Origin of the sequence: Bradyrhizobium sp. SYSU BS000235 (genome assembly GCF_049747295.1) — a bacterium.
Taxonomy (GTDB): Bacteria; Pseudomonadota; Alphaproteobacteria; order Rhizobiales; family Xanthobacteraceae; genus Afipia.
In genome coordinates, this window is sequence record NZ_JBMHJM010000003.1 from 65,352 (window position 1) to 91,334 (window position 25,983).

Below are 25,983 nucleotides of genomic sequence, written 5' to 3' on the forward strand. Positions count from 1 at the left end.
TGGTTGTCAACGGATGGGAGGCGCGTATTGGATACCGCCCTGGTTCCACAGCTTGTTAAGCCCTCGGGCAATTCCAAGTTTTGATCCCGCACCGACATTGCGATCGAACGACTCGCCGTAATTGCCGACCGCCTTGATAATGCGCGCCACCCAATCCTTTGTCAGACCCAGTTGCTCGCCGAGGCTGCCGTCGGTGCCGAACATGCGCTTGAGTTCAGGCTTGCTGGATTTCGCCATTTCGTCGACGTTCTTTTGCGTAACTGCCAGCTCTTCTGCGTTGATCATTGCGAACAGCGTCCATTTGACGATGTCGAACCACTGGTCATCGCCCTGCCGCACCACCGGTCCCAACGGCTCCTTCGAAATGATGTCAGGCAGCACGACGTGGTCGTTCGGGGCAGCCAACTTAAGGCGTTCGGCATAGAGCTGCGAGACGTCCGACGTGAACACGTCGCAACGCCCCGATTCGTAGGCCTTGACCGTCTCGTCGGCAGTCCCGAACGCGATCATCTCGTACTTCATGTTGTTGGCTTTGAAGTAGTCCGCGATGTTCTGCTCGTTGGTCGTGCCGGTCTGAACGCAGATCGATGCGCTGTTCAACTCCAGGGCCGAATTGACCTTCAGCGCCTTACGCACCAGGAAGCCCTGCCCGTCGTAATAAGTAACCCCGGTGTAGTTCAATCCCAGGGAGGTGTCGCGCGACAGTGTCCATGTTGAGTTGCGCGACAGGACGTCGATTTCACCAGACTGCAGCGCCGTAAACCTGTCCTTGGCGGACAGAGGAACAAACTTCACCTTGGTGGGATCGTTGAAAATCGCCGCCGCAAGTGCACGGCAGATATCCACATCTAGCCCGGTCCAGTTGCCCTTGTCGTCAGGAGCCGAGAAACCCGGCAGACCCTGGCTCACGCCGCACGAGAGCGTGCCTCTTTCCTTGATGGTCTGAAGAAGAGGCTTCTCCTTCGGCTTCTCGGGAGATTGGGCATTGGCCGCGGAAAACGTTGCAGTCGCTACGAGACCGAGAATGAAGCCAAACGATACCCGTTTCATCGAACTGCCTTTCACTGATGCGCCGGCGCTAAAGTCGATCAGCATCACGCGAGACGTCCACGATCCACCGAGGCGCACGAATGCTGCTAAATATCTGGTACATATAACAGAACGCCCGGCCCGGCGGGTCAAGGGCTTGACGTCGGCTCTTGGGGACAGCTTACTAAGCTATCCACCTGAATGCAGCATGCCGCCGTCAATTTTGACGGCTGCGACATTCTGCAGCCCTCCTCGACAATGATTGCCCCATGAAGCCCCCAAAAGACGCCTCTTCCGCCTCGAAGTCACTTGATCCGCGAACCGAGCTCGTAACATCCGGCCGCGACACCATGGCGCAAAAGGGATTCGTTAATCCCCCCATCGTGCGAGGCTCGACCGTGCTCTATCCCACGGCGGAGGACCTGCACGCTCATCGGGGCGAGTTCCAGTATGGGCGCCATGGGACACCAACGACCAAGGCCCTCCAGGAAGCCTTGATGGCTCTGGAAGGCCCGCAGTGTGCAGGTGTCGGTTTAACGCCGTCTGGCGTCTCGGCCATTTCGACTGCCCTGCTCGCCGTCCTCGCGGCCGGAGACCACCTGCTGGTCATCGACAGCGTCTATCGCCCGACACGAAACTTTTGTGACGGCCTGCTCAAGCGATTTGGCATCGAGACGACCTACTTCGATCCATCGATCGGCGTCGGGATCGAGGCTTTGTTCAAGGCGAACACCAAGGCGGTCCTGGTCGAAGCCCCCGGCTCGCAATCCTTCGAAATGCCGGACATCCCCGCCATAGCGGCCGTCGCACATCGTAAAAATGCGCTTGTCATTGACGACAATACTTGGGCGACCCCGTTCTTTCACCGCTCCCTCGACCAAGGTGTCGACATCAGTCTTCAGGCCGCCACGAAATACATCGGCGGCCACTCCGACATCATGTTCGGTACGATTTCCGCCAACGCACAGGCGTGGCCGGTCATCTCCGAGGCGATCCGGCTGCTCGGCGTCTGCGCGGGCCCCGATGATGTCTTCTTGGCGCTCCGGGGATTGCGAACGCTCGCGGTGCGCCTCGCCCATCATCAGCAATCCGGGCTGGAGATCGCGCGGTGGCTTGCGGAGCGTCCCGAGGTGTTGCGCGTCTTGCATCCGGCCCTCGAAGACGATCCTGGCCATGCGATTTGGAAGCGGGATTTTACCGGCGCCTCCGGCCTGTTCAGCGTCGTGCTGAAGCCCGCGCCCCAGCAGGCTGTCGATGCCTTCCTCGATACCGTCAAATTGTTCGGCATGGGCTATTCGTGGGGCGGCTACGAGAGCCTCGTGATTCCGTTCGACTGCACGGAGTACCGCTCCGCGACGAAATGGAATCCCGGCGGTCCGACATTGCGCCTTCACATCGGTCTTGAGCACGTCGAAGATCTCAAGGCGGATCTCGCTGCCGGCTTCGCCGCCTTTAACGCCGCCGCAGCGAAGTGATCTTATCAGGCGCCGTTCTTGCTTGAGCGCTTGTCTTTCAAGATCAGCATGATGTTTCGAATATAGATGATGGTTGCCAGGCCTTGCCCAAGGATGATGACGGGCTCGCGCTTGGCGATACCGTAAATCAACGTCATGGCACCGCCGCCCATCGAGAAGAACCAGAACGCCATCGGCACGATGCTCTTGCCGGCACGCTCACTGGAAATCCACTGCACCAAAAAGCGAGCGGTGAAAAACAACTGTGCAACCAGGCCGAAGGCGAGCCAGAAATCGAACTTGGCGACGAATACGTCGTACAGATAGTCGCCAAGGTCCTGTCCGAACTGAATGAGCATCAGTTCACCTCCGTAGCCACCGGCGTCGCTTTTTTGCGGCGGATGAGCCACCACACGCCGGCGAGATCCATGATTCCGATCCAAAGACGATCGAAGAAGCCGTAGTTTGATACGCCAGAGTGCCGCGGACGATCGATCACATCCACGTAGGCAACATCAAATCCTTCACGACGAACCAGCGCCGGCAAGAAGCGATGCAGGCCGTCGAAGTACGGCAGTGCAAGAAAGACCTCGCGCCGGAATGCTTTCAGGCCGCACCCCGTGTCACGGGTGCCGTCACGCAAGATCGCATTACGCACGCCGTTTGCCACGCGTGACTGAAGCTTCTTGAAGCCGGTATCCTTCCGGCCGACCCGCTGCCCTGCGGCGAGGCCAATGCGCTCCCCACCCTTTTCAATGGCGCCAACCAACTCAGGCAGAAAACCTGGGTTGTTTTGTCCGTCGCCATCGAGGGTCGCGACAATCCGGCCTCGTGCTGCGCGCACACCGGTGCGGACCGCGGCGGATTGTCCTGAGGATGCAGCATGGCGAATGTGGCGCAGATTTTTCCGCACCTGCATTTCACCGGAAAGTCGCTCAGCGGTTGCGTCGGTCGATCCGTCGTTGACGTAGATGATCTCGTAAACCCAGCGGCCATCGAGCGCTTTCGCAATTTCTGCGATCAGCGGCACGATATTGTCCTGTTCGTTGCGCACCGGAACCACAATCGATACGACAGGGGCCGGCTCGCCGGAGGCTAGTGGGTGATCGTTCATGTCCTGATGGATCCAAGGCCCTAAGAAGCCGCGAAAGGCGGGGTCGGGCGACGCTTCTTATGGTGCCACGGCGTCCCGGGCAACCCTTTTCAGCCCCTGCCAGGATGGGCCAACCAGGGGGATAATGGCACCGTTCTGGTCAATCGTGAAACCGAGCCGGCGGGCCGCGAACCAGTAGCGAACAAACATTGCGCCGATCACACCGGTCAGAGCACCTGCGACGACATCGCTTGGATGGTGCGCCAGCAGAAGGACGCGGCTGCAGCAGATCAGCACCGCAAATGTCCACATAAAGGGACCAGCCTTCCGCCAAATCGAGGAGATCGCAAAAGCGAGGGCAAACGCCGTCACTGCGTGGCCGGACGGCAGGCTCGCGAAAGCCTCGCTCTCGGTGAAATGCTTGAAGTTGAAGGCATTCGCCTGACCGCCGACAAACGGACGGCCGCGGCCGACGATATATTTGAGAACTTCGCTGGTGAGCACCGCAACCAGCACAGCGAAGAATATGTACTGAACGCGCAAGCCGAAGCCGATCAGAATGGCGCGCGATATGCCGTTCAACCGCGGCAGACCGAGCGCAATGAGCACCAGACCGGCGGCCAATGTCCAAAGCACGTAAGTCGACTTCGCAAAGTCCGTGAAGATCCGGACCGGCCAGAGGCTCGCGGTCCCACGGGGCGGCATCAGCTTGATGGCCGCGACATCGATCGCGAACATCAGGGTGCCGATAACGAGTGCAACGCCGACGGACAGCCATAACCAGCGCAAGGCCAACGCACGGCGCGCTTCGGCGCAACGTGAGTGTGATGGCGCATCGACCAGTCGTGCAAGTGATTGCCACACGAACCAGCCGACCTGCGCAAAATAATTCGCAGGCTGTGATGCGTTCGTGCCGAGCGGCATTTTATTCCGTACCCTCGGAACGGAACACCGCCACAGAAATCGCGCGACCCTGAGAGATGTTGTAGCCGTCAATGCGCGTGGCAACGTTGTAGCGCAGTCCAATCGCCTCAGCGCGTTGCGCGAAGGCCCGCTCCTCACGCCACTCCACAAGGGCAAAACGGCAACTGCCTTGCAACAGGAAGTCCGCCGCGCCCGAGCCGTTGGTCAAAACAGTTGGAGTCCCCACCATAAAGACGAGGCTTGGCTCCTGGAATCCCGCCGCCGCAGCGGCTGGGCCGACGCATTGAACGTTACGAAGCGCGCGCGCGATCTGCACACTCGGAAACATCGGCGTCAGCGACGGCAGAACGATGCCGTAGACACAGGCTGCCAGAAACAACGATGAACCAACGGCATTCAAAACGGAATGCTCTGCGCGATAGTCGTCGTACAGCCACCACGCGAACAGCCCGAAGATCAACGCGCCCGCGGCAAACGGCCAAGCGAGAAATTCGGGTTGCCGCAAGAGAACCATCGCACCGATGATCGAGGCGGATGCCATGATCAGCGGGAATACGAACCACCACGCCGTGCCGCGCGCGATCCACGGCGTGCGCGACAGCACGCGTCGCTCGATCGCGCCGGCGATCAGGATCGCAATGGCGGGATAAAGCGGCAGCACATAGTGCGGCAGCTTGGTGATGACGATTTCGAAGACGATCCACGATGGCACGAGCCACGCAAGCAGGAATTGCGCACCCGGCTCCCGGCGGGCGCGCCAGATTGCCGGCGCAGCCATCCCCGCCAGCGCCGAGCCCGGCCAGAATGTCACCCAGAAAAGCAGGAAATAGAGGCCGGGCGGCGCGCCATGGGATTCCTGAGGGCTGGCGACCTTGCTCAGCATGTCGCTGCCGAGCGAGTCTGCGAAGAAGGTGTCACCGGCCTTCATGAAGATTGCCACGAACCAGGGCAATACCAGCACCAGCATCCACATCAGTCCCCAAAGAGGACGCAGACGCCAAAGCCAGGCGGCCGATCGATCAAGCACGGCGAGCGTGCCGATCGTCAGCACGACAAACATGAGGATGAGCGGCCCTTTGAGCAGGATTCCGCCTGCCATCGCGGTCCAGAATATCGCCGGCAGCGTCCATGATGGACGCGGCGAGTCATCTCCGCGTTGCCACGCCAGATAGATGTGAGCCAGTGCGCCCATGACAGCCGTCGTCGTGAGCAAAAGCATGGCGTCGGTTTTGGCAAGACGTGCTTCGACACCCAGCAGGATCGAGCTGCACATCATGAGGCCTGCCAGCAACGCGCCACGCCGCGTCACGAAGGCGAGCGCTGTCCAATATGTCAGCAGAACCGCGCCGATGGCGCCAATGAGCGACGGAACACGATAGAGCCAGATACGAACCTGGGCGCGCGGCAAGCCGAGCTTCGAGGCGGTCTCGACGGCTGCTGCCTGCAGCCAGTAGATGCCGACGGGCTTCTTGTAACGGACCTCGTCCTGGAAGCGGATGTCGACGAAGTCACCGTTCTCGACCATCTGCTTGGTCGCTTGCGCAAAGCGCGCCTCGTCACGGTCGACTGGCGGGATGTTGAAAAAACCGGGCAGGAAAAACAGCAGGCCGCACAGCACCAAAAATGCAATGGCGCGACCATGGCTGCCGACGGCAAAATCAATGACCCGCACAAGGCCGTTCCCGGGATTCTTCGGTTTCGCGGGTTCGCGCGGTGCGCCAAATCTGGGTCTTGGGAGTGCTTCAGCCATTGGTTCCGCATACGCTGAAACCGTTAGCGCGACAACAGCTTACACAGGCTCTATTGAATTCTCACGACAACTGTGTCCGCGGCGCCAGTCGCATCCATGACGGTGAGCCTCGCAAAGCCCGGTCCCGGCGGATCAACCAGTTTTTGTCGCCGGCTGTCGATACTCCCGACCGCAATACCGTTAACCATCATGGTCATCGGCAGCACTCCACCTGCCACCTTCACGGGTAGCGCCAAGCCTTTCGCCTCGCCTCCGCCGTAGGCATCAACCTGGGCCCCGTTCAGTGGAAACTGAATGCGAAGCGTCTGTTCACTTCCGGTGCGGATGAGATCGCCTGCCGGGCGAAACCGTCGCAAGGGCAAGGGTAATTTCGCAGTGCTCGCCATGAGCGTGCCCTTAGGCGCCTTTGCAAGGGGCACGGGAAGCTTGCCGGTTCGGGCAAAGGCGTCGAACAGGATCGGGGCAGCCGCCGTGCGCCCCAGCAGGCCTGGAACCGGCGCACCGTCAGGCCGGCCAACCCATACGCCGATGGTCATGCGGCCGTCGAAGCCGACCGACCAGGCATCGCGATAGCCGTAGCTGGTACCGGTCTTGAAAGCGATGCGGTTGCGGGGGCCATTTGCCGGTGGTGGAGTTCCCATCAAAACATTGCCGACCAGCCAGGCCGCCGACTGATCCATGAGGCGCCTTGTTTCTGCTTCTTCCGTATTCTCTGACTGGATGATCTCACGCAGGGGAACACTGCTGCCGAGCCGCGCCAGACCCGCATAAAGGCGGACCAGATCATTCAGCGTGACGCCGACCCCGCCCAATCCCATGGCAAGTCCCGGCGTCTCGTCCTTCGGCAGGATCAGCTTCCCGCCGGCCTGACTGATGCGAGCGGTCAGCCGGCTTGCCCCGACCCGATCCAGCAGCGCAATGGCTGGAACATTGAGAGACATCTGCAAGGCATGGCGCACCGTCACCGTGCCTTGGAACGTCATGTCGAAATTCTCCGGCGCGTAGCTGCCGTAGCGGGTCGGCCGATCTTCGATCAGGCTTTCGGGATGCACGAAGCCGTCCTCGAAGGCGAGACCATAAATGAACGGCTTCAAGGTCGATCCAGGCGAGCGTATCGCACGGGTCATATCCACCTGCCCCGCCCGCCGGACGTCGAAATAATCCGGCGAGCCAACATGGGCGAGGATGTCACCCGTCGCGTTGTCGGCCACCAGGATGCCCACTGACACGTCCGGCCCCAACGCGGCGGCACGATCACGCGCCAATGCCTCGAGCGACTTCTGGATGTTCGAGTCCAGCGTCAGCTTGATGAGCGCTGCGTCCTTTGAAATTGCAAGCGACTGATCGGTCGCGTGTGGCGCCAGAAACGGCATCGTCTTGCGCAACCGCGGCACCGGCTCAAGCTTTGCACGGGCAGCGTCTTCCGCCGAGACCTCTCCTTCCGACACCATTCTCGCGATGACACGGTCACGCGCAGCACGCGCGGCTTCGGGGTGACGATCGAGACGCCGCCTCTCGGGAGACTGCGGCAAGGCAACCAGCAACGCCGCTTCGGCCAACGACAATCGTTTCGGTTCTTTTCCGAAATACGCGAACGATGCCGCACGGACCCCTTCGAGATTACCGCCGAACGGTGCCAGCGTGAGGTAGAGATCCAAAATTTCGTCTTTGCTCAGTTGCCGCTCGATCTCGAGCGCACGCACGGCCTGTCGCAGTTTCGCGCCGACCGACCGCTCCTGCCGCGGCTCCATCAGCCGTGCCAGTTGCATGGTGATGGTCGACCCGCCGGAGACGATATGCCCCCGTGTTGCCAGTTGAAATGCCGCGCGTGTCAACGCGAGAGGATCGACGCCGAGGTGCGACCAGAAGCGTTTATCCTCATAGGCCAATAGAAGCTTGAGATATCCTGGATCGACGTCCGTCTTCGCGTGAGCCGGCAGACGCCACCGTCCATCCGCCATGGCAAAAGCGCGAAGCAATTTTCCATTGCGATCAACAACCGCCGTGGAGACATGATGTGCCTCGGCAAACGGCAACGGAGGCAACGACACGATCCACGCACCGATACCGGTGATCGCAACCAGACAAAACGTGGCTATCGCAACGACCGCTCCTTTGAGCCATCGCCGGCTACGATGGCTCGTGGGTTCAGATGCCTCGGTGACAGGTGCGGTCATTTTGCTGAGCGAACCTCGATGGTGCCGGTGCCCGTGCGACCGTAGCGCGAGGGATTGTACATATCCTCGACATAGGCCTGCGGCAGCACATACTTCCCAGGCGAAACCGCGCGAACAATGTAAGCGACGGTAAACACCGCCTTGTCATTGCTGCGCCGCTCGAACGCCGCGTTGAAGCGATCATCGCGGAACTCGGTGTTGGTCGGCTCCGCGCCGTCCTCGATCCAGTTCAGCGTACCACTATCGCCGGATGACACCAGTTTGGGATTGTCGATCTCGAAGCCCGCCGGCAGATAATCGACCACCATGATCTGACCATATTCAGGCTTGGCTTCGGTGACCTTGAGCACCACGGCAAAGCGGTCGTTCTGCTTGGCCTTGGACGGATCGGCAGGCTTGCCGTCGAGCGTGAAGTAGTTGCGCTCGAGCTTGAATCCATTCGAGGCGGCAGGCTCCGGTGTGATCGGCGCTCCTGTCACCGAAACCACTGCCTGCACGGTCGCATCGCCGTTGTTGGTCAGCTTGATCGTCTTTCCAGCGAGGTCTGTGCTGCGGTAGTTGCGATAGAGCGCCGTCTTCACCTCTTGGCCGTCGATCGAAAGCGACAACGCGTTCGCTTCCTTGGCCAGAGCACGTGACGCCAGAACGAGCCACGCATTCTCCTGCGTCGATGTGAAGGACGTCAGGCCGCGCGCGGCCTCAACCCGCTGGACTGCGAGATTCAGCGTCGAGCGGGGCGCATTACCCTCGCCTGCGAGCGACACCAGCGCTGCCGCATCGCGCAGCGAAGAACCATAATCGGTCCGTCCGAACTGCAGAACGGGTTTCGGATTGAGGCTCTCGACGGCCGCGGCGTACACACGCTCTGCCCGCGCCCGGTCGCCGACCAGCGCCAACGCGGCCGCAAGCTGTGCCTTCGCAATGGGCGTCGCGATGTCCTTCAGCTTGGTGTCTGCAAGATACCGCAGATCGCCGATCGGTGCCGTTCCGTTCTTCGCCAGCACATAGAGGCCGTAGGCGAGATTGCGGCCGCCATCCTTCTCCGGCTCGTCGGCATTGACCACCGAGTTGCGGATACGGTCGAGCGCTGTCTTGAACAGCACATCAGGCACCACAAATCCCTTCTCGCGTGCCCGCGTCAGGAAGTCGGTCACGTAGGCGTCGAGCCAGGCGTCGTCGCCGCCGGCGGACCACAGTCCGAACGATCCATTGGAGCCTTGCCGCGCCAGCAACCGGTCGATGCCATCCTTGATGCGCTGATCGATTGCAGTGTCCATGGCAAGATGCGCTTCGACCGCAAGATCGTTGACATACAGCAGCGGCATCGCACGGCTGGTGATCTGTTCGGAACATCCGAACGGATAACGATCAAGTGCCTTCAGGATCGTCGCAGCGTCGAGTGCTGACGACAGACCCACTGAAAGCTGCACGCCGCCGGTCCCCTGCACCAGGTCATTGAACATGTCGGACGTCAGAGTCAGGCTTTCGCCTTTCGCGAGACTCCGCACCGAACGGCGCGCAAGGATCTGGGTCGCAGGCTTCACATCGAGCGCGTAGTGACGTGCGAGCGTGAGCCCCTCGGGTCCTTTGATGTCAACGTCGAGCTGCGCCTGCCCGGCTCCGCCGGCATCGAGAGCAAGCGCGATGGAGCTGCGTTGCTTCGCTGCAAGCCGCACTGTCGTTGCCGGGGTGCCGGTTAGCTTGACCGGGCCTGACGTCTTGACGCTGATGACGTAATCGCCGGCTGCACCTTCGACGTTATCAAGATCGAAATTCATGGTGCCGTGGTCGCCGTTGAGGAGGAAACGCGGCAACGTCGCCGTCAGCACCACCGGGTCACGTACCGTGACATCAGTGTTGGCCCGACCGACCTTGGTCGCCGTCCAGGCTACCGCCATCAGCCGCGCCGTCCCGGCGAATTCAGGGATGTCGAACGTTATCTCTGCCTTGCCGTCGGCCCCAACCGTCACGATGCCGGAATAGAGTGCGAGCGGCTTCTGCGTCGGAGGACTGCCCTGCAATTCGGCACCGGCGGAATCGCCACCAGTCCGGATCTGGCCACGCGTCCCCTGCATGCCGTCAATGAGTTGGCCATAAAGATCGCGGATTTCGGCCGTCATCTCGCGCTGGCCGAGATAGTAGTCATCCGGCGCAGGCGGCTTGTAGTTCGTCAGATTCAGGATGCCGACATCAACCGCAGCGACGACGATCTTTGCATCTTCGCCGGGGCTCAACCCTTCAATCTTTACAGGGAGCTTTAACGTCGTATTCGGACGAACGAGAGCCGGTGGCGTGAGGCTGACCTTGAGCGTGCGCTCAGACCGGTCGATCCCGAACCATTCCACCCCGATGGCCCGGCCCGGCATGCGGTGGGCTGCGACATCGAGCGGCCGGCGGAGCGTGGCGACGACATAAGCGCCTGTCCCCCAATCCTTGCCGATTGGAATGTTGACCTTGCTGGTCCCTTCCTTGACGTCGACATTTTGCGTGGTGAGCAAACGATCGCCGAGGACGTTGATCGTCAGCTTACCCGCGATACGCGCGTTGACCGACACCACTATGGTGTCACCGGACAGATATTCCGGCTTGTCGATCGACATCTCCAACATGTCCGGCGTATCGGCGCTGCCGCCGACATACCAACCCGCATTGAACGAAACCGATGTCACGAGGCCGTTGGCCTCGGTGGATTTGACGTCGAGGCGATAGCGCCCTGGCTCAGGCGAGACCTGAATGCGGGCGGGTTTGTCTGCGGCCCCGCTCACATCGCCGTCAGCCACCCGCTTCGTGGTTTTGACCGGCTCATAGTCCCAAGACGATCCCTGGCGATACCACTGATAGCGGGACTCGATTTTCAGCAGCTCGTAGCGCAGACCGCTGCGCGGCAATGACTTGCCTTCGGGCGAAACCAAGACCACGTCGAAGTTGGCCGGGACCCCTTCCGCGATACTCTCACCGTCGAACAACGGCTTCACGCCGATCATGGCGTCCTTCGGCGCCACGGGCAGCGTAATCTTCCGTTCGACCGCACGTCCGCCAGTCTCCACCATGCGGATGAAGATCTGCGCCTCTTGCGGGCGGGTCGAAGATGGCTCCTTCGCCAACTTGGCCTTGAAGGTCGCCTTGCCGTTGGCGTCCGCCTCCGGGAGATCTTCAAGCGGCGTGCGTTCGTTGCTGGAGGTTTGTTCGTCGGCAACACCGAACTGATAGCCGGCAAAGCCGGGGCGGCTGGACGCCGGAGCCAGCAGCATCTCGCCTTCAAGAGAGAGCCCCGATGCGGGAGCGCCATAGAGGAAGTGGCCATCCACCTCAAGTTCTGCAGGAACCTCAGGACTTATCTGTTCAGACTTGGACGACAGGGTGAATTCGATGCGGTCCGCAACATAGTCCTCCACCATGAAGGTGGTTTCGCCGACCGATGGCGCCTTGGGATCGGTGAACGCCCGCACCCGCCACGTTCCGGTCGGGACCGCCGAGTTCAGCGGCAGCGTCAGACTGTGTCCACCCGCGCCCTGGTCGGGAACAACGGAACGGCGGAATTCCACCCCGTCAGGACGCTCGACCACCAAGGTCAGCGGGGTCCCGGTGGCGGCATTGCCCGTGCCGTCACGCAACAGCGCTGTGAGGTAAACCGTCTCGCCGGAGCGATAGACGCCGCGCTCGGCATAGACAAAGGCATCGAGGCCGGCAGGCACGGTGCGTCCCGACACACCGCGGTCCGACAGATCGAACGCGTTCGACTTGAGACTGAGGAAGGCGTAGTCGCCCTTGTCGGCGCTGACCGACAACAGAGCCGGTGAAAGACCGCCCTCGCCCCGCGCCAGACCAGCTTCGAACAGCACATGGCCGGCGGCATCGGTCTTCTTCGTCGCCAGAATCTCGTTGTTGCGGGCAACCAGCCGCACCTCGGCACCCACTGTGGGGTCCGTGGTGGCGAGCGAGTTGATGAAGACGTGGATGCCGTCATTGCCCGAATACGCCGTCAGGCCGAGATCGGACACGATGAACCACTGCGTCGCCAGCGAAGAGCTGGAGTCGTCATCGTTCGATGCGCTCGGCCCCTTTGCGACGGCGGTCATCACGTACACACCCGGCTGCATTTCGCCGACCGCCTGATCGACAGGGAAAGCGGTGACGACATCGGCATTCAACGTCGTGGCCGTTGCGATTTCGCCGGTCCACACCTTGACGCCTTTTTCATTGCCGAGATCGGACAGTTCATAGCTCGACAGCGAGCGCTGGAAATCGCTGCTGAGGACGGAATTGATCAAGTTGCGGTCGCCGATCCGGAAAATGTTCACTGACACCGCCGGCGTATTGACGCTCACCAATGGGATACCGCGTTGGCCCGTGCGCGGCAGCACATAGGCGCGGCTGGTGAAGCGAACGAACGGCTTGCGGTCGCGCACATAGATGTTGAACTCGGCGGACTTCGGGAGGGATTCCCGCACGGTGGATGGCAGGCCGGCGCGTAGATTGATGGTGTAGCGCTCGCCGTGCTTGAGACCCTCGATGCAGAGCTGCTGGTCTTCCGACGTCAGCGCCGGCTTGTCGGTGCCCGCGAGAGACACGAACGGCCCGAAGTCCGCGCGTTTGGCGAGATCTTCGGAGAACTGGAAACAGGCGCGCGGAGAGGCGGAATCCGAATCCACGGAATAATCCATCAAACGGAAACCGTGATCGTCACGCAATTTCTCGTACTGGCCGCGGACGTCGGCAGCTTCTTTCTGATCGAGTGACAGACGCAGGGCATCAAGTGCCGGCCGCCACAGCTTGCGTTGCGCCAGGACATCGCCCAACACCGCCAGAGCAGCGGCCTCATCATTGGCATTGGCCGCACGCTGATAGGCGATGTAGGCCGCGGTGGACGCACGCTCATAAAGGAAGGTGCGTTCCCGCGTCTCCGGCGGGCGGAGCTGAACGATCGTCCGGGCAAGCCGGAGCCAATTGCTGCCGTCCTCCGGCGCAATGGCAACGGTTTGTCCCGCGAGTTGCAGCGCAGCGCGCAGATCGTTGCGCCTGGTGGCTGCGTCCGTGTCGGATTTGAGCGCCGCAGCGCTCTTGTTGATCAGCCCGGCCTCGGTTTTGATCTGTGCTTCAAGCCGGATGGCGGCGTCCGCCAGGTCATCGCGCTTGAAAGCTTTGTCGGCGGCCTGCGCCGAGACAAGACCGAGCGCCAACGCGGCGCAAACCGTGAAGGCGCGAAACAGACCAGTCATGTGAAAACTCCCTGCCGGCGAACTGACGCCGCCCTAAAATAAGACAATGCGCGAATCGTGACGGACTCATGGCTGTAACGGTAACGATCCTACCGATTTTGGACGACGTCCGGATGAGGCGGTCCGGCGTCCTCCAAAACCTGATTTGCCGCCGCTTATCTCAGGCACGGCAACCCTTCTGGTTGGTCTGGCGCCCACCGGAATGGTTCAAAGAAATAAAAGTCGGAGTGGAAATTTTTATCGTCGCGATGCGGCGCAACAGTGCGATCCGAAAACCGGGCTTCTTTGCGCTGTAACTGTTCGAAGGAGAAGACAGCTATCTATTTGAAAAAAATGACGATCCCAGCAGGACTCGGACCTGCAATCTCGGGAGTAGTATCCGACTCCCAGGTGCGATGCGAGCAATGGGACACGTGCCATCACGCGATCCGCTGGTGGTGGCGCGGATCGCATGATCACTCGAATGGAGTTGGCCCGCTTCGTCCTGAAAAGTGAAAGCGGGTCCCTTACGCTCAGTGGGCCGCTTCTGCTGCAGCGAGGATAGTGTCGGCAACCTCTTGCGGGTGGCTCAGCATCACGACATGGCTTGCGGAGACACGGGTCGTACGCGCGCCCATCGCCTTCGCCATCCGGTCCTGCAAATCAGGCGGAATCATGCGGTCGCTCGTCGTGACGATGTCCCAGGTGGGCTTGTTGTGCCATGCCGCCTCGGTGACCTTCTGGCTCGAGCATTGCTCGGCCCACACACCCTGCGTCGCGGCAATCAGGCGAGCCTCGGACTCGGGCACATCCTGGGCGAACTGGTGAATCGTGGCGTCGGTCGACAGCCGGAGGTAGCCGCCTGCATCTTTCGTCAGCGCGGACGCCCATGAGGGAGCGGGCAGCCCTTGGAGCATGTCCTGAATGGACTGTCCACGGTCGGGCGCGAAGGCGGCGACGTAGACAAGAGCCTTCACCTTGTCGTTCGCGCCCGCCTGTGTGATGACGACGCCTGCCCAGGAGTGACCCACGAGGACAACGGGACCGGTCTGCTGATCGATCGCATTGCGTGTCGCCGCGACGTCGTCGTTCAGCGAGCTGAGCGGGTTTTGGACCGCGACCACCTTGAGCCCCTTGGCTTCCAGCAGCGGGATAACCTTGTTCCAGCTCGATCCATCGGCGAAGGCGCCGTGGACGAGAACGACGGTCTTGCCTTTCAGATTGTCCGATGATGCTGCGGAAGCCCCTGTGATGCCGGAAAAGACAGAGCCCAACAGAATAGCGGCCGCAAACGTCAATTGAGTGAGGTTCTTCATGATGTCCTACCCGTTGTTAATGGTGGCGGGACTTTCTCGCGTTGCTGATCAACCCGGTATCGGTTGAATGACCGACCCCTCGCGGCGTAGCGTTGCGCTATAGTGCTGAGCACTGCCCCCTTTTCGCGGCGACAAAAATGGGAAGAAGTGCCCGCCTTGCGCGTATTCGATGCTGTTAAGGCGCTTGCCTTTATCGGTGACCTCAGCATGGGGCAGCCGACGGATCACTCGCTGCGAACCGCATGGCTCGCCTCCCGGCTTGCTGCCGCCGCCGATTTTTCGCCGCCCGTTACCGCCAGTGCGAGGGAGATTGCGCTGGTCAGATGGTCCGGCTGCACCGCCAACGCGCCAGGTTTTGCCGATCTCCTCGGAGACGACGTGGGCGGCCGCCACGCGATGCTGACAATGCAGCCGAGATGGAAGCAAGCGGTAGATGCTGGTGGCGGAACGGAGCGAGCGGTGTCGCCGCTTGCCCGCATCCACTGCGAGGTGTCGAGCGAAGTGGGTCGCATCCTGGGCCTGGGCGTCGAGACGGAATGCGGACTACGCCATATCTTCGAGGCCCATGACGGGAGCGGAATGCCGGATCGGCTTGCGGGCAATGAAATTCCGCAAACGGTCTTCGTTGTCGGTCTTGCCGGCGACCTCGAGATCCTCAGCCGCAACTATGGCTTGGAACGTGCACTGGCGCTCATCCGAAGCAAGGAAGGTGCTCAATACCCTCTGGATCTGGTGGAGTTGCTTCTCGAAGGATCGGCAGATTGGCTCAGAGATCTCAGTGATGAGAATGAGACCGGGATCGAGACAGCTCTGCTGACCCTCGGCATGGAGCAACCGGCTGCGCCCGAGATCATTGCGGACGTCGCGGACCTGAAAATGCCGTGGATGGCCGGGTTTTCTCGCCGGGTCGCACGATCCGCAGCCCGATGCTGCATGCAACTCGGCATGGACAAAGCGAGCCAGGAGATTGTGTATCGGGCGGGCCTGATTCACGGTATCGGACGCGCAGCCGTCCCGAACACGATTTGGGCGGCGACGACACCATTGCCAGCGTCCGCATGGGAGAAGCTTCGCCTTGTTCCGTACTGGACCTCGCGGGCAGGAAGTCAGATCGCTGCCTTGGCGAAGGAAGCCGAGATCGCGTCCTACGCCTATGAGCGCCTTGACGGATCGGGTTACTTCCGGAGCGCGGCGGGCGCCGCGACCCCGCGTGAAGGCCAGGTGCTGGCGACGGCGATTGTGTGGGAGGCGCTTCGATCGCGCAGGCCCTGGCGCGAGGCGTTGACCGTCGCGGAAGCAGTCGCCCTCCTCCGACAGGAGGCGGATCGCGCCCGTCTGGACCGAGAGATCGTCGAGCAGATGATTGCGCCAGCGTCGAACTCGGAGATGCCGCAGAGGAAGGCTGTGGAGGCGTTACTGTCTCCGCGTGAGACCGACGTGCTGCGCCACATCAGCCTTGGTGCGAGCAACAAAGAGGCCGCGCGCGCACTTGGACTAAGCCCCAGCACGGTCGCAACCCATATCGAAAGCGTGTTTCGAAAACTCGGCTGCTCCACCCGCGCGGCCGCAACGCTCAAGGCCTCCACGCTGGGATTACTTTAGGTTAAGTGGCAACCGCGAATTCCTTCTCGTCGCACGGGCTCGGAGGGCGATGTGGCAGATAATTTGGCGCCGGTTGGTGCGTTTATACGAAACGCTTTTAAGTATTTGAAAAAATTGGCGATCCCAGCAGGACTCGAACCTGCAACCCGCGGAGTAGAAATCCGCTACTCTATCCAGTTGAGCTATGGGACCGATAACCGTTCGAAATCACATAACATCGTTTTATATCGTTCACTACCGTTCAAAAACCGATAATGAACCGCAATTTTTGAAAGCGCCGAGACTTGTACAGTCGCTTTTTTCGACTGCTTTTTCCGTAACGCGACTGCCAGTCCCTTGAACCATCCGCTTGAGACTAGCGACCACAGCGCATGAGCACTCATCCGCCTGTCCTACGCACGATCGCTCTGACGTCCGGCATCGCCGGCACGCTGTTCTGGATCTATACGTTCTACTGGATTTCGAAGCTGCCGCCCGGTGACGGTACGGGCTTCCAGTGGATCGCAGAGGTGCCGCTGACCGCGGTCTTTGTCTTCCTGACGTTCCCGGCCCTCTCCATAACCGCAAGAACGGGATGGTTCGCCGCGATACTGGGCGTTCTCAATCTGGGCGCGTTCGCGGTGCTCTGGCTCCAGTTGACGGCGGAGTTCGCGCATTAAAAAAACCGCCGGGCGACGGCCGGCGGCTGTTTAAGATCAATTGTGGTCAATCCGAGGCGAACGTTACTCGACCCGCAAGTTCTCCGCAGACTCTCGGCCCCGGCTTTGGACGATCTCGTAGCTGATCTTGGCCCCCTCGCGAAGATCAGACAGACCGGCCTTTTCCACTGCCGAGATGTGAACGAAAACGTCCTTGCCGCCTGTTTCCGGAGCGATAAAGCCGTACCCCTTCGTTGCGTTGAACCACTTCACAGTTCCTATTGCCACCTGAATGCCTCCCCAACATTTGGTCAAATGGCCGCATTTTGGCCGAGTCGCAGGCTGGTGATTGATTCAGTCCGAATTGCGACGCCCTGAAATGGGCTGCTGCGAGCCTCGGTGGGCCACCGCTCCGCCTCCCCGGTCCGAAAAAATCCGTCGTGACCGGCTGATGGGATCACGACGGATGGGGAGTAGCATTCCGTCGACAATCGTACGCGCGAGGCGCGCGAGTTGCGTTAGAACAAAAGGTCGCATCGCCTCTTTCAAAACGTCGCAGCCCGCAAGGATTACCGATGGCTTGAAAGCCTGAGGGAGCGTGCGTCATCGGGTGGATAAGGTTTGGCCGGGCCCGGCGATGCCCTGGCCAAGCTCATCCGGTTCCAGGATGCGGGCGTATCTAAAGCGATACCCGAAGCTGTGCATACATTCCTTGTAGGCAAGAGAAACGGAATCGGATTGAACCCCGGCCCTGCCGTTGCAAGCACTTACGTTCGCGTTAAAGACAGCATTACTGCGCTTGTGACCATGCGGCCTGATCGCGTCACGCCAGTAAAAATGCATTTGGTCGGCGCTTGCGCTGGCAAGGGTGCTCAACAGGACTGCACTCATCATCAGAAAACGTTTCATTGCAAATCTCCACCTATGCGAATATCGGCCGCATAGGTGCGGAACGCCGTTCAAAATTCACCGATTACAAATTGGAAATGAAGATCGAACGCGCTAAGAACGTGTCGCCAGACCAGGGCTGACACGGCGATCCACCCTTCGCATTTCTGTTGGATGAGCGCCTTCGCCGAAATCTGCCATTACGCCTCCAACCATGATGATCTACAGGAAGACCTCACCTCTATGGGATTCAAAGAACCAAGCTTCTTCGACCGGCAAGCGGCCGCTCGGAACGCAAGAAAGGACATTCTCGAGAAGTTCAAAGCCAAACCGGGTCTGGACGATCCCGCGGTTTTGAAACGCGCAGCCGAACGCCAGGAGCAGGCGGCCAAACGTGAGGAAGTCCGAAAAGCCCGCGAGGCGGCCAAGGCCGAAGAAAAAGCTCGTGAAATGGAGCAGGCAGCGCAAGCTGCTGCCGAAGCTGCCCGAGTTCAGGCTGAGGCGGAGGCTACAGAGGCCGAGCTAAAGGCCCAACAAAAGGCCGCACGCGACGCGCGATATGCCGCCCGGAAGGCTAAAAGGAAATAGGCCTCGCAAGTCCGGCAATTCCCGGACGGGAAGCACACATTTGAAAACCGTGAAGCAGACCGTTCTTTCGAACGATCTGCTTCAAACGTGAAACGAGATGATTACTTTTTCATCTCGTCCTTTTTCATCATGCCGTCGTGCTTCATTCCGTCTTTTTTCATGGCATCCTTCTTCATGCCATCCTTTGTCATGCCGTCTTCCTTCTTCATGCCGTCCTTGGACATCTTGTCCTGCGCAAATGCGGCCGGAGCGAAGGCAAGGCCGAGGGAGACAACCGCTGCGGAAAGGCCGAGCGCGATACGGGTGGTGCGTGCCATGTGGTTTCATCCTTAAAAGGTTGGTACGACGAATGTCGCCCCAATATCTTCGCCAGATATCCTGCTCCGTTACGCGGACACGAAAGTTTTCGGACAACCGGGGAATGCGTGGCTTTGTCCGGAGTTCTCTTTCGACGACCACCGCAACGATCTCGCAATGCAGCAAAAAAGGTGTCAGGCTAACATCTTAAGGCAATAGGCAAACATCGCATCACGACCTATACCAAGGACTAAAATCGCGGGTCATGCAGCCGCGTCATGTTCCTGTTACAACCGGGCGCCGGAAACGCGGCCAACGTGGTTTCAAAAACCAAGAAGCTTGTTCAAAGGGAGACATTCCATGCTCACGCGTCGTCATGTTCTTGCATCAGCGCTCGCTGCGCCCGCCATTCTGCGTTTTAGTACTGCGCAGGCGGCAGAAACCACGCTGAAGATCTCACATCAATTCCCGGGCGGCACGATCGATAAGGGTGATTTCCGCGACCGGCTTACGCGAAAGTTCGCGGCTGAAGTGAACAAGCGCAGTGGCGGCGACATCGTTGCCGAGATTTATCCTGGCTCGTCCCTGATCAAGACGAACGCTCAGTTTTCTGCCATGCGTAAGGGCGCGCTCGACATGAGCCTCTATCCCCTTCCCTATGCCGGCGGGGAACTGCCCGAAACGAACATCGGCCTGATGCCTGGACTGGTTCCGACCTACGACGTGGGCTTGAGCTGGAAAACAAAACCGGTCGGCAAGGCTCTCACCGATTTCCTCGCGGACAAAGGCATCGTGATGATCTCGTGGGTCTGGCAGGCAGGCGGGGTCGCGAGCCGCACGCGGCCGCTTGTTGCGCCTGAAGACGCCAAGGGTCTGAAGGTGCGTGGCGGTTCGCGCGAGATGGACATGGTCCTTCAGACGGCGGGCGCTGCGGTGCTATCCGTACCGTCCAACGAAATCTACGCGGCCATGCAGACCGGCGCATGCGATGCCGGCATCACGTCATCGACCAGCCTGATCTCGTTCCGGCTCGAGGAAGTCGCCAAGCACCTCACCTCGGGCGCAGGCCAATCCTACTGGTTCATGCTCGAGCCGCTGATGATGTCGAAAGCGATCTTCGACAAGCTCCCGAAAAATCACCAGGACATCATCCTCGCCGTCGGCGCCGAGATGGAAGCCTTTGGCAAGAAAGGCGCGCAGGACGACGACGTCGAGGTCTCCAAGGTCTATGAGAAAGCGGGCGCAAAGGTCAGCGCACTGGATGCCGCAACGGTCGGCAAATGGCGCGATATCGCTCGCGATACGGCCTGGAAGGACTACTCGAAGAGAACGGCCAACTGCGCCAGTCTGATGAAGCTTGCGTCCGACGCAGCCACATGACGCACGGTCTGGTCGATGATCGGCATACGCCGGTCGAGCCCGCCTCGAGCAATCCGCTCGTGGCGGGCTTCGCCCATGCCCTTGCCGTCTGCAATCGCATCATCCTCGTGCTGGGGTCTGTGGCGCTCGTTCTCGCGTGCCTGATCCTCAGCTACAGCGTCGTGTCACGGACCCTGTTTCATGCCGCGACCTATTGGCAGGATGAAGCTGCGGTGTTCCTGCTGGTCGGGGCAACGTTCATGACCTCGGCGTTCGTGCAAAGCCAACGCGGTCACATCGGCATTGAAGCCTTCGTGCATCTGCTATCGCCTCGCATCAACCGGATCCGGTTGACGCTGGTGGATATTGTGAGCCTCGGCTTCTGCGCTTTCTTCGCATGGAAATCGTGGACCCTGACCCATGAAGCGTATGTCGATGGTCAGGTTTCGAATTCGATCTGGAGCCCGCCGCTGGCAATTCCCTATGCGCTCATGGCCGCCGGCATGACGCTGCTCTGCGTGCAGATCGCTCTGCAAATTGTTCTCTCGTTTGGCAGGGCCAACCGATCATGACCGTATTTGGAATCGGGATCAGTTACGGTCTCGCCACCCTCCTCGTGATGTTTTCCGGCATGCCGATTGCATTTGCACTCGGCGCTGTCGCCGTCGTCTTCATGGCGATTTACATGCCGTCCGCCTCCCTCGATACGGTGACGCAGAACGTCTATGAGGAGATGGCATCCATCACCCTGTTGTCGATCCCGCTGTTTATTCTCAAAGGCGCTGCGATCGGAAAATCCCGGGCCGGACAGGATCTTTATTCAGCGCTGCACGCGTGGCTGCACAAGGTTCCCGGCGGATTAGGTGTGGCAAATGTCTTTGCCTGTGCGCTGTTCGCGGCGATGGCCGGCTCCTCTCCCGCGACGTGTTCGGCAATTGGGTCAGCCGGTATTCCGGAAATGCGTAAGCGCGGCTATTCGGGCGGATTTGCTGCCGGCATCATTGCCGCTGGCGGCACGCTCGGCATCCTGTTGCCGCCATCGATCACCATGATCCTTTTCGCCGTTGCCGCCGAGAAGTCGCTCGGGCGGCTGTTTCTGGCGGGTATCGGGCCGGGTCTTCTGCTGGTGAGCTTGTTCGGCACCTACGCAGTGCTGCGGTTCCGCAAGGAATACGCCACCGCCAAGGAAGTTTACGAAAAGACCGGCACCACGTCTCCTATTCTCGTCCACGACGATTTTACAATGGCGGAGCGCTTCAACGTCCTGCCGCGCGTGTTGCCCTTCGTCCTTCTGTTGACCGGTGTCATGATCGCCTTGTACGGCGGCTACGCGACGCCTTCGGAGACCGCCGGCCTTGGCGGCTTGCTGGCGCTGCTCTTGATTGCGCTGATCTACGGCGTGTGGAAGCCAAGCGACCTGTCACCGATCCTCACGTCCACGATCAGGGAATCGACCATGCTGATGCTGATCATCGGCATGTCGCTGCTTTATTCTTACGTGATGAGTTATCTCACCATCTCGCAATCGGCCGCGAGCGCCATCGTGGCGATGCATCTGCCAAAATGGGAATTGCTGGCGGCAATCCTCGGCATGACCATCGTGCTGGGCTTCTTTCTGCCGCCGGTGTCCATCATCCTGATGACGGCGCCGATCATTCTCCCGCCGCTTCGCGCCGCGGGCTTCGACATCATCTGGTTCGGCGTTGTGCTGACCATCGTGATGGAGATGGGATTGATCCATCCGCCGGTCGGACTGAACATCTTCGTCATTCGCAACGTCGCTCCCGACATCCCTCTCAGCGAGGTGATCTGGGGCACAGTGCCGTTCGTCCTTCTGATGGCCTTCGCCGTGCTGCTGCTGTGTTTCTTCCCGGAAATCTCGACAGGGCTGCCGAACATGATCATGGGACCTGACGGCAGTCCGTAGCTGCCGCCCGGATCAGGACGAACGACGGCTCGCGTTGATGGCGGACGCGACGCGACTGACCGGCGGCTTGCCGATCAGCCGGCTGATCTCGTTGGTCGCGGCCACGAGCTTCTGCATGTCGACGCCGGTCGCAATGCCCATGCCCTCCAGCATGTAGACGACATCTTCGGTCGCCACATTACCCGTGGCGCCGGGCGCGTAAGGACAGCCGCCAAGACCGCCGGCGGCGGAATCGATCACCCGCGCCCCTTCCTCCAGCCCGGCGTATAGATTGGCCAGGGCCTGTCCGTAGGTGTCGTGGAAATGCATCCCGAGATGGGCGATCGGGACCTCTCCGGACACGACGCGCAGCAACTGGCGGGCCTTGAGCGGCGTTCCGACCCCGATGGTATCGCCAAGGGAAACCTCGTAGCAGCCGAGATCCCAAAGCTTTCGCGACACCGACGCCACAGCGGTCGGTTTCACGTCGCCGTCGTAGGGACAGCCCAGCACGCAGGAGACGTAGCCCCGCACCTTGATGCCGTCAGCTTTCGCGCGCTGGACAACGGGCGTGAACCGCTCGATGGATTCAGCCACCGAGCAATTGATGTTCGCCCGGGAAAATCCTTCCGACGCCGAAGCGAAGACCGCGATGACCTTGGCGCCTGCGGCCTTTGCCGCCTCGTAACCTTTCTCATTGGGCACGAGCACATGGAATTCGTGACCGGGATGATGATCCACCGCCCGCAAGACCTGATCAGAATTCACCATCTGCGGGATGGCCTTGGGAGACACAAAGCTGCCGACTTCAACGGTTGTCAGGCCGGCCCCGACCAGATTTTCGACAAATGCGATGCGCGCCTCGACCGAAATCGGCGTCTTTTCATTCTGAAGCCCGTCGCGCGGACCGACTTCGACAATACGAACCTGATCGCTCATAACCACTAGACCTCTGAAGGCTCGATCTCGGCGAGTTCGACGCCTTCCTGAACGATATCGCCAACCTTGCATTTCAGTTGCTTGACCGTGCCGGCGAATGGCGCCCGCAGCGTCTGTTCCATCTTCATGACCTCAAGGGTCAGAATGGCAGCACCCTTTTCAACCTGAGCACCTTCCTGGACCAGCAGGGCGACAACCGTGCCTGGCAATGGCGCAACGACCCGATCGGCTCCCGCCTGCTCGTCATCCTCCATGCCGAACGGATCGACCCAGTGGACCTCGAAGCGGCCATTCCGCGTTCGAACATAGACCTCACGTTGGTCAAGCAGTCCGGTGACGTGGTGCTTGATGTCATCAAGAGAAAGGTCGACGCCGCCCCGTCCGGAGACGGACCAGCCAAACGCAATGTCGCGTCCGTCGATGGACAGTGTCGAGGGCCCGTTGCCATAGCGCAACGTGACCTCGCGCTCCCGAGCGTGGCGAAACACGAAACGCCGGCGACGCGTGCCAACAGCCGTCCATCCGCCTGTCCGCCACGGCGAGTCGGCATCCTCGTCCGCAGTTGCTTCACTATGCAGGATCGTCGCGACCGCTGCGCCGAGTTCGAGGTCTGAGAGCTCAGTCTGCTCCGGCGTCAATTCCGCCAGATGGCGTTCGATGAAACCCGTGTCGATGGCGTTCGAACGAACGTCCGAATGTGTCACCAGCGCGGACAGAAACGGGATGTTGGTGGTCACGCCACGAACATCGGTTTCATTCAATCCACGCGCAAGGCGCGAGATTGCAAGGTCCCGCGTCGGCGCCCATGCGATCACTTTGGCCAGCATGGCATCGTAGTTCGGCGAGACGGTCTTACCTTCGTCGTAACCGGCATCGATGCGCAGGCCATCAACCTCATCAGGGGTCCGCCATGTCCGGATGCGGCCGACCGAGGGCATGAAGTTCTTGTTGGGGTTCTCGGCGTAAACGCGCGCCTCGATCGCATGGCCATTCAGCCCGATTTGATCCTGCGCCAGCGGCAGCTTCTCACCGAACGCCACACGCAATTGCCATTCGACGAGATCGATCCCAGTGATCAGCTCAGTCACTGGATGCTCGACCTGAAGACGCGTGTTCATCTCGATGAAAAACACATCGCGCCCATTGGAGACGAATTCGATCGTGCCCGCCCCGACATAGTTCACGGCGGCAGCCGCCTTGCGCGCAGCTGCGCATACGGCGTCGCGTTGTGCTGCATCGAGTGTCGGCGACGGCGCCTCCTCGATCACCTTCTGATGCCGGCGTTGCAATGTGCATTCACGCTCGAACAGCGACAGGATATTGCCGTGGCTGTCACCGATGATCTGCACCTCGATGTGACGCGGATTGTCGACGTACTTTTCGATCAGCATGCGGTCGTCGCCGAAGGCTGCAAGCGCCTCACGCTTGGCGCTCACGATGGCGCCTGCAAGCTCGGTCGCGTCGCGAACAACGCGCATGCCGCGCCCGCCGCCACCGGCCGAGGCCTTGACCAGCACCGGAAAACCGATCTTCCCAGCCGCCGTTGCCAGGATCGCCTCGTCCTGCGCCTCGCCGTGATAGCCCGGCACCAATGGCACGCCGGCCTTTTCCATCAACGCCTTCGAGCCGGACTTCGAGCCCATTGCCTCCATCATCTCGGCGGTGGGGCCAACGAACACCAATCCTGCCTGGGCGCAGCGGCGCGCAAACTCGGCGTTCTCCGACAAAAAGCCGTAGCCGGGGTGGACGGCTTCAGCGCCGGTCTTCTCCGCAGCCTCGAGGATGCGATCGATGTTCAGATAGCTGTCGCGGGCACGCGCGGGACCTAACAACACAGCGTCATCAGCCATCGCGACATGCACAGCGTCGGCGTCCGCTTCGGAATACACCGCAACCGTACGCAGCCCCATGGCGCGCGCCGTCTTGATGACGCGGCACGCGATCTCGCCGCGATTGGCAATCAGCAGCGTCCCAAACCGTCGGTACGACGGCACGACTACCCTAGCACCGGAATTCTTGTTCAAACGCGACTCCATGATCGTCTTAATTCCAGGATGCTTTACGTTTTTCGAGGAACGCCGAGAGTCCTTCCCGCGCTTCCGGACGAGCGCGAACGTCGGCGATCAGCGCGGCGGTTTCAGACATCAGTGCTTCGTCAATCGCCCGACCGGCAATGTCACCCGCCAACTTCTTGGCAATGGCCCGCGCACCCGGCGCCGCGGATTTCAACTGCTTCAGCAGCTTGGTGATCCGCTCGTCCAACACGTCGGGAGCGACGACCTCATGCAGCAAGCCGATCCGCTTGGCCTCTTGAGCATCGAAGACCTCGGCGGTCTGGAAATAACGTCTTGCCGTGCGTTCACCGATGGCGCGCAGCACGTAGGGACTGATCATGCCCGGAACGATTCCCAGTCTGACCTCGGACAAGCAGAACGTTGCTTCTGACGACCCGATCGCGATATCGCAGGCAGCAACGACCCCGACGCCGCCGCCATAGATCGGTCCTTGAACCCGACCGATGGTCGTCTGCGGCATCCGGTCCAGCGCGGCGAGCATGCGCACCAACGGCATCGCGTCGGCGATATTCTCTTCGCGGCTGTAGGACGCGGCTTTTCGCATCCAATTGATGTCAGCGCCGGCGCACAGGCTCTTGCCTTCACCCGACAGCACAACGGTCGCGATCGATGTCTCCGTTGCAAGGGTCTCGAGGGCAAGGCGCAGCGCTTCGATCAGCTCTTCGTTGAGCGCGTTGTTGAGTTCCGGCCGGTTGAGGGTGACGCGCGCCACGCCTTGATCACGTTCGATGCGGACAAGATCGCTCATCG

General features: G+C 60.7%; 21 protein-coding genes and 1 tRNA gene. 7 read left to right on the forward strand and 15 right to left on the reverse strand.

Features of this window, described 5'->3' with window-relative positions; all coding sequences use genetic code 11:
* Window positions 1-6: 6 nt before the first annotated feature.
* Window positions 7-1,050: an amino acid ABC transporter substrate-binding protein gene (locus tag ACP0KA_RS26930; protein WP_424632028.1), complete on the reverse strand. Its 1,044-nt coding sequence runs from the start codon at window positions 1,048-1,050 to the stop codon at window positions 7-9.
* 248 nt (window positions 1,051-1,298) lie between these two features.
* Between ACP0KA_RS26930 and metC the strand changes: the two genes are divergently transcribed.
* The gene (gene metC, locus ACP0KA_RS26935; protein WP_424632029.1) at window positions 1,299-2,504 is read left to right on the forward strand and encodes a cystathionine beta-lyase; all 1,206 of its coding nucleotides are present in this window, start codon (window positions 1,299-1,301) and stop codon (window positions 2,502-2,504) included.
* A gap of 5 nt (window positions 2,505-2,509) precedes the next feature.
* Here metC and ACP0KA_RS26940 read toward each other — a convergent pair whose 3' ends face one another.
* The 7 genes from ACP0KA_RS26940 to ACP0KA_RS26970 form a co-directional block, all read right to left on the reverse strand.
* Window positions 2,510-2,842 carry a lipid-A-disaccharide synthase N-terminal domain-containing protein gene (locus ACP0KA_RS26940; RefSeq protein ID WP_424632030.1) on the reverse strand — a complete coding sequence of 111 codons (333 nt, stop codon included), beginning with the start codon at window positions 2,840-2,842 and terminating at the stop codon, window positions 2,510-2,512.
* The gene (locus tag ACP0KA_RS26945) at window positions 2,842-3,597 is read right to left on the reverse strand and encodes a glycosyltransferase family 2 protein (protein WP_424632031.1); all 756 of its coding nucleotides are present in this window, start codon (window positions 3,595-3,597) and stop codon (window positions 2,842-2,844) included. Before ACP0KA_RS26945 ends, ACP0KA_RS26940 begins: the two co-directional genes overlap by 1 nt.
* Window positions 3,598-3,654: 57 nt before the next feature.
* Window positions 3,655-4,500, reverse strand: a complete 846-nt coding sequence (locus ACP0KA_RS26950) for a phosphatase PAP2 family protein (protein WP_424632032.1) — start codon at window positions 4,498-4,500, stop codon at window positions 3,655-3,657.
* A 1-nt stretch (window position 4,501) separates the two neighbouring features.
* On the reverse strand, window positions 4,502-6,250 hold the full coding sequence (locus tag ACP0KA_RS26955) for an ArnT family glycosyltransferase (RefSeq protein ID WP_424632033.1): 1,749 nt from the start codon (window positions 6,248-6,250) through the stop codon (window positions 4,502-4,504).
* 50 nt (window positions 6,251-6,300) lie between these two features.
* Window positions 6,301-8,427: a penicillin-binding protein 1C gene (gene pbpC / locus ACP0KA_RS26960; protein ID WP_424632034.1), complete on the reverse strand. Its 2,127-nt coding sequence runs from the start codon at window positions 8,425-8,427 to the stop codon at window positions 6,301-6,303.
* Complete coding sequence (locus ACP0KA_RS26965; RefSeq protein WP_424632035.1) at window positions 8,424-13,646, reverse strand: alpha-2-macroglobulin family protein; 5,223 nt, start codon at window positions 13,644-13,646, stop codon at window positions 8,424-8,426. The genes pbpC and ACP0KA_RS26965 overlap by 4 nt, the downstream gene beginning before the upstream one ends.
* Before the next feature lie 512 nt (window positions 13,647-14,158).
* The gene (locus ACP0KA_RS26970; protein ID WP_424632036.1) at window positions 14,159-14,941 is read right to left on the reverse strand and encodes an alpha/beta fold hydrolase; all 783 of its coding nucleotides are present in this window, start codon (window positions 14,939-14,941) and stop codon (window positions 14,159-14,161) included.
* A 156-nt stretch (window positions 14,942-15,097) separates the two neighbouring features.
* Between ACP0KA_RS26970 and ACP0KA_RS26975 the strand changes: the two genes are divergently transcribed.
* Window positions 15,098-16,543, forward strand: coding sequence for an HD domain-containing phosphohydrolase (locus tag ACP0KA_RS26975; protein ID WP_424632037.1), 1,446 nt, complete (start codon window positions 15,098-15,100; stop codon window positions 16,541-16,543).
* Window positions 16,544-16,658: 115 nt separating this feature from the next.
* Here ACP0KA_RS26975 and ACP0KA_RS26980 read toward each other — a convergent pair.
* Window positions 16,659-16,735, reverse strand: a tRNA-Arg gene (locus tag ACP0KA_RS26980).
* A 179-nt stretch (window positions 16,736-16,914) separates the two neighbouring features.
* Between ACP0KA_RS26980 and ACP0KA_RS26985 the strand changes: the two genes are divergently transcribed.
* Window positions 16,915-17,202, forward strand: a complete 288-nt coding sequence (locus ACP0KA_RS26985; protein ID WP_424632038.1) for a hypothetical protein — start codon at window positions 16,915-16,917, stop codon at window positions 17,200-17,202.
* A 63-nt stretch (window positions 17,203-17,265) separates the two neighbouring features.
* Here the strand turns inward: ACP0KA_RS26985 and ACP0KA_RS26990 are convergent, their stop codons facing one another.
* Window positions 17,266-17,469 (reverse strand): cold-shock protein, encoded by a 204-nt coding sequence (locus ACP0KA_RS26990; protein ID WP_424632039.1) that lies wholly within the window; start codon window positions 17,467-17,469, stop codon window positions 17,266-17,268.
* A 315-nt stretch (window positions 17,470-17,784) separates the two neighbouring features.
* Window positions 17,785-18,090 carry a hypothetical protein gene (locus ACP0KA_RS26995; protein ID WP_424632040.1) on the reverse strand — a complete coding sequence of 102 codons (306 nt, stop codon included), beginning with the start codon at window positions 18,088-18,090 and terminating at the stop codon, window positions 17,785-17,787.
* 222 nt (window positions 18,091-18,312) lie between these two features.
* Between ACP0KA_RS26995 and ACP0KA_RS27000 the strand changes: the two genes are divergently transcribed.
* Entirely contained in the window at window positions 18,313-18,657 is a 345-nt protein-coding gene (locus tag ACP0KA_RS27000; RefSeq protein ID WP_424632160.1) for a DUF6481 family protein, read from the forward strand.
* A gap of 101 nt (window positions 18,658-18,758) precedes the next feature.
* Here ACP0KA_RS27000 and ACP0KA_RS27005 read toward each other — a convergent pair whose 3' ends face one another.
* Window positions 18,759-18,974, reverse strand: a complete 216-nt coding sequence (locus ACP0KA_RS27005; RefSeq protein WP_424632041.1) for a pentapeptide MXKDX repeat protein — start codon at window positions 18,972-18,974, stop codon at window positions 18,759-18,761.
* A gap of 340 nt (window positions 18,975-19,314) precedes the next feature.
* Here ACP0KA_RS27005 and dctP point away from each other — a divergent pair, with 340 nt between their 5' ends.
* Genes dctP through ACP0KA_RS27020 form a run of 3 tightly spaced genes read left to right on the forward strand, consistent with a single transcriptional unit; the run spans window position 19,315 to window position 22,240 of the window.
* Window positions 19,315-20,334, forward strand: coding sequence for a TRAP transporter substrate-binding protein DctP (gene dctP / locus ACP0KA_RS27010; protein WP_424632042.1), 1,020 nt, complete (start codon window positions 19,315-19,317; stop codon window positions 20,332-20,334).
* On the forward strand, window positions 20,331-20,885 hold the full coding sequence (locus ACP0KA_RS27015; RefSeq protein WP_424632043.1) for a TRAP transporter small permease: 555 nt from the start codon (window positions 20,331-20,333) through the stop codon (window positions 20,883-20,885). Before dctP ends, ACP0KA_RS27015 begins: the two co-directional genes overlap by 4 nt.
* On the forward strand, window positions 20,882-22,240 hold the full coding sequence (locus ACP0KA_RS27020) for a TRAP transporter large permease (protein WP_424632044.1): 1,359 nt from the start codon (window positions 20,882-20,884) through the stop codon (window positions 22,238-22,240). Before ACP0KA_RS27015 ends, ACP0KA_RS27020 begins: the two co-directional genes overlap by 4 nt.
* A gap of 12 nt (window positions 22,241-22,252) precedes the next feature.
* On the opposite strand, the gene ACP0KA_RS27025 is transcribed toward ACP0KA_RS27020, so the two are convergent.
* From ACP0KA_RS27025 to ACP0KA_RS27035, 3 genes are read right to left on the reverse strand one after another with little or no spacing between them, the layout of a single operon-like run.
* Window positions 22,253-23,158: a hydroxymethylglutaryl-CoA lyase gene (locus ACP0KA_RS27025; RefSeq protein ID WP_424632045.1), complete on the reverse strand. Its 906-nt coding sequence runs from the start codon at window positions 23,156-23,158 to the stop codon at window positions 22,253-22,255.
* Window positions 23,159-23,163: 5 nt separating this feature from the next.
* Window positions 23,164-25,194 (reverse strand): acetyl/propionyl/methylcrotonyl-CoA carboxylase subunit alpha, encoded by a 2,031-nt coding sequence (locus tag ACP0KA_RS27030; RefSeq protein ID WP_424632046.1) that lies wholly within the window; start codon window positions 25,192-25,194, stop codon window positions 23,164-23,166.
* Window positions 25,195-25,201: 7 nt separating this feature from the next.
* A complete protein-coding gene (locus tag ACP0KA_RS27035) occupies window positions 25,202-25,981 on the reverse strand; it encodes an enoyl-CoA hydratase/isomerase family protein (protein WP_424632047.1) in 780 nt (259 codons plus the stop codon).
* Window positions 25,982-25,983 lie beyond the last annotated feature (2 nt).

Bases quoted from the DNA above. Each gene is read 5' to 3' on its own strand.
- ACP0KA_RS26965 (WP_424632035.1), bottom strand. From the start codon at position 13,646: ATGACTGGTCTGTTTCGCGCCTTCACGGTTTGCGCCGCGTTGGCGCTC.
- ACP0KA_RS27020 (WP_424632044.1), top strand. From the start codon at position 20,882: ATGACCGTATTTGGAATCGGGATCAGTTACGGTCTCGCCACCCTCCTC.
- dctP (WP_424632042.1), top strand. From the start codon at position 19,315: ATGCTCACGCGTCGTCATGTTCTTGCATCAGCGCTCGCTGCGCCCGCC.
- ACP0KA_RS27035 (WP_424632047.1), bottom strand. From the start codon at position 25,981: ATGAGCGATCTTGTCCGCATCGAACGTGATCAAGGCGTGGCGCGCGTC.
- ACP0KA_RS26955 (WP_424632033.1), bottom strand. From the start codon at position 6,250: ATGGCTGAAGCACTCCCAAGACCCAGATTTGGCGCACCGCGCGAACCC.
- ACP0KA_RS26985 (WP_424632038.1), top strand. From the start codon at position 16,915: ATGAGCACTCATCCGCCTGTCCTACGCACGATCGCTCTGACGTCCGGC.
- ACP0KA_RS27005 (WP_424632041.1), bottom strand. From the start codon at position 18,974: ATGGCACGCACCACCCGTATCGCGCTCGGCCTTTCCGCAGCGGTTGTC.
- metC (WP_424632029.1), top strand. From the start codon at position 1,299: ATGAAGCCCCCAAAAGACGCCTCTTCCGCCTCGAAGTCACTTGATCCG.
- ACP0KA_RS26940 (WP_424632030.1), bottom strand. From the start codon at position 2,842: ATGCTCATTCAGTTCGGACAGGACCTTGGCGACTATCTGTACGACGTA.
- pbpC (WP_424632034.1), bottom strand. From the start codon at position 8,427: ATGACCGCACCTGTCACCGAGGCATCTGAACCCACGAGCCATCGTAGC.
- ACP0KA_RS27015 (WP_424632043.1), top strand. From the start codon at position 20,331: ATGACGCACGGTCTGGTCGATGATCGGCATACGCCGGTCGAGCCCGCC.
- ACP0KA_RS26950 (WP_424632032.1), bottom strand. From the start codon at position 4,500: ATGCCGCTCGGCACGAACGCATCACAGCCTGCGAATTATTTTGCGCAG.
- ACP0KA_RS27030 (WP_424632046.1), bottom strand. From the start codon at position 25,194: ATGGAGTCGCGTTTGAACAAGAATTCCGGTGCTAGGGTAGTCGTGCCG.
- ACP0KA_RS26995 (WP_424632040.1), bottom strand. From the start codon at position 18,090: ATGAAACGTTTTCTGATGATGAGTGCAGTCCTGTTGAGCACCCTTGCC.
- ACP0KA_RS27000 (WP_424632160.1), top strand. From the start codon at position 18,313: ATGGGATTCAAAGAACCAAGCTTCTTCGACCGGCAAGCGGCCGCTCGG.
- ACP0KA_RS26930 (WP_424632028.1), bottom strand. From the start codon at position 1,050: ATGAAACGGGTATCGTTTGGCTTCATTCTCGGTCTCGTAGCGACTGCA.
- ACP0KA_RS27025 (WP_424632045.1), bottom strand. From the start codon at position 23,158: ATGAGCGATCAGGTTCGTATTGTCGAAGTCGGTCCGCGCGACGGGCTT.
- ACP0KA_RS26970 (WP_424632036.1), bottom strand. From the start codon at position 14,941: ATGAAGAACCTCACTCAATTGACGTTTGCGGCCGCTATTCTGTTGGGC.
- ACP0KA_RS26945 (WP_424632031.1), bottom strand. From the start codon at position 3,597: ATGAACGATCACCCACTAGCCTCCGGCGAGCCGGCCCCTGTCGTATCG.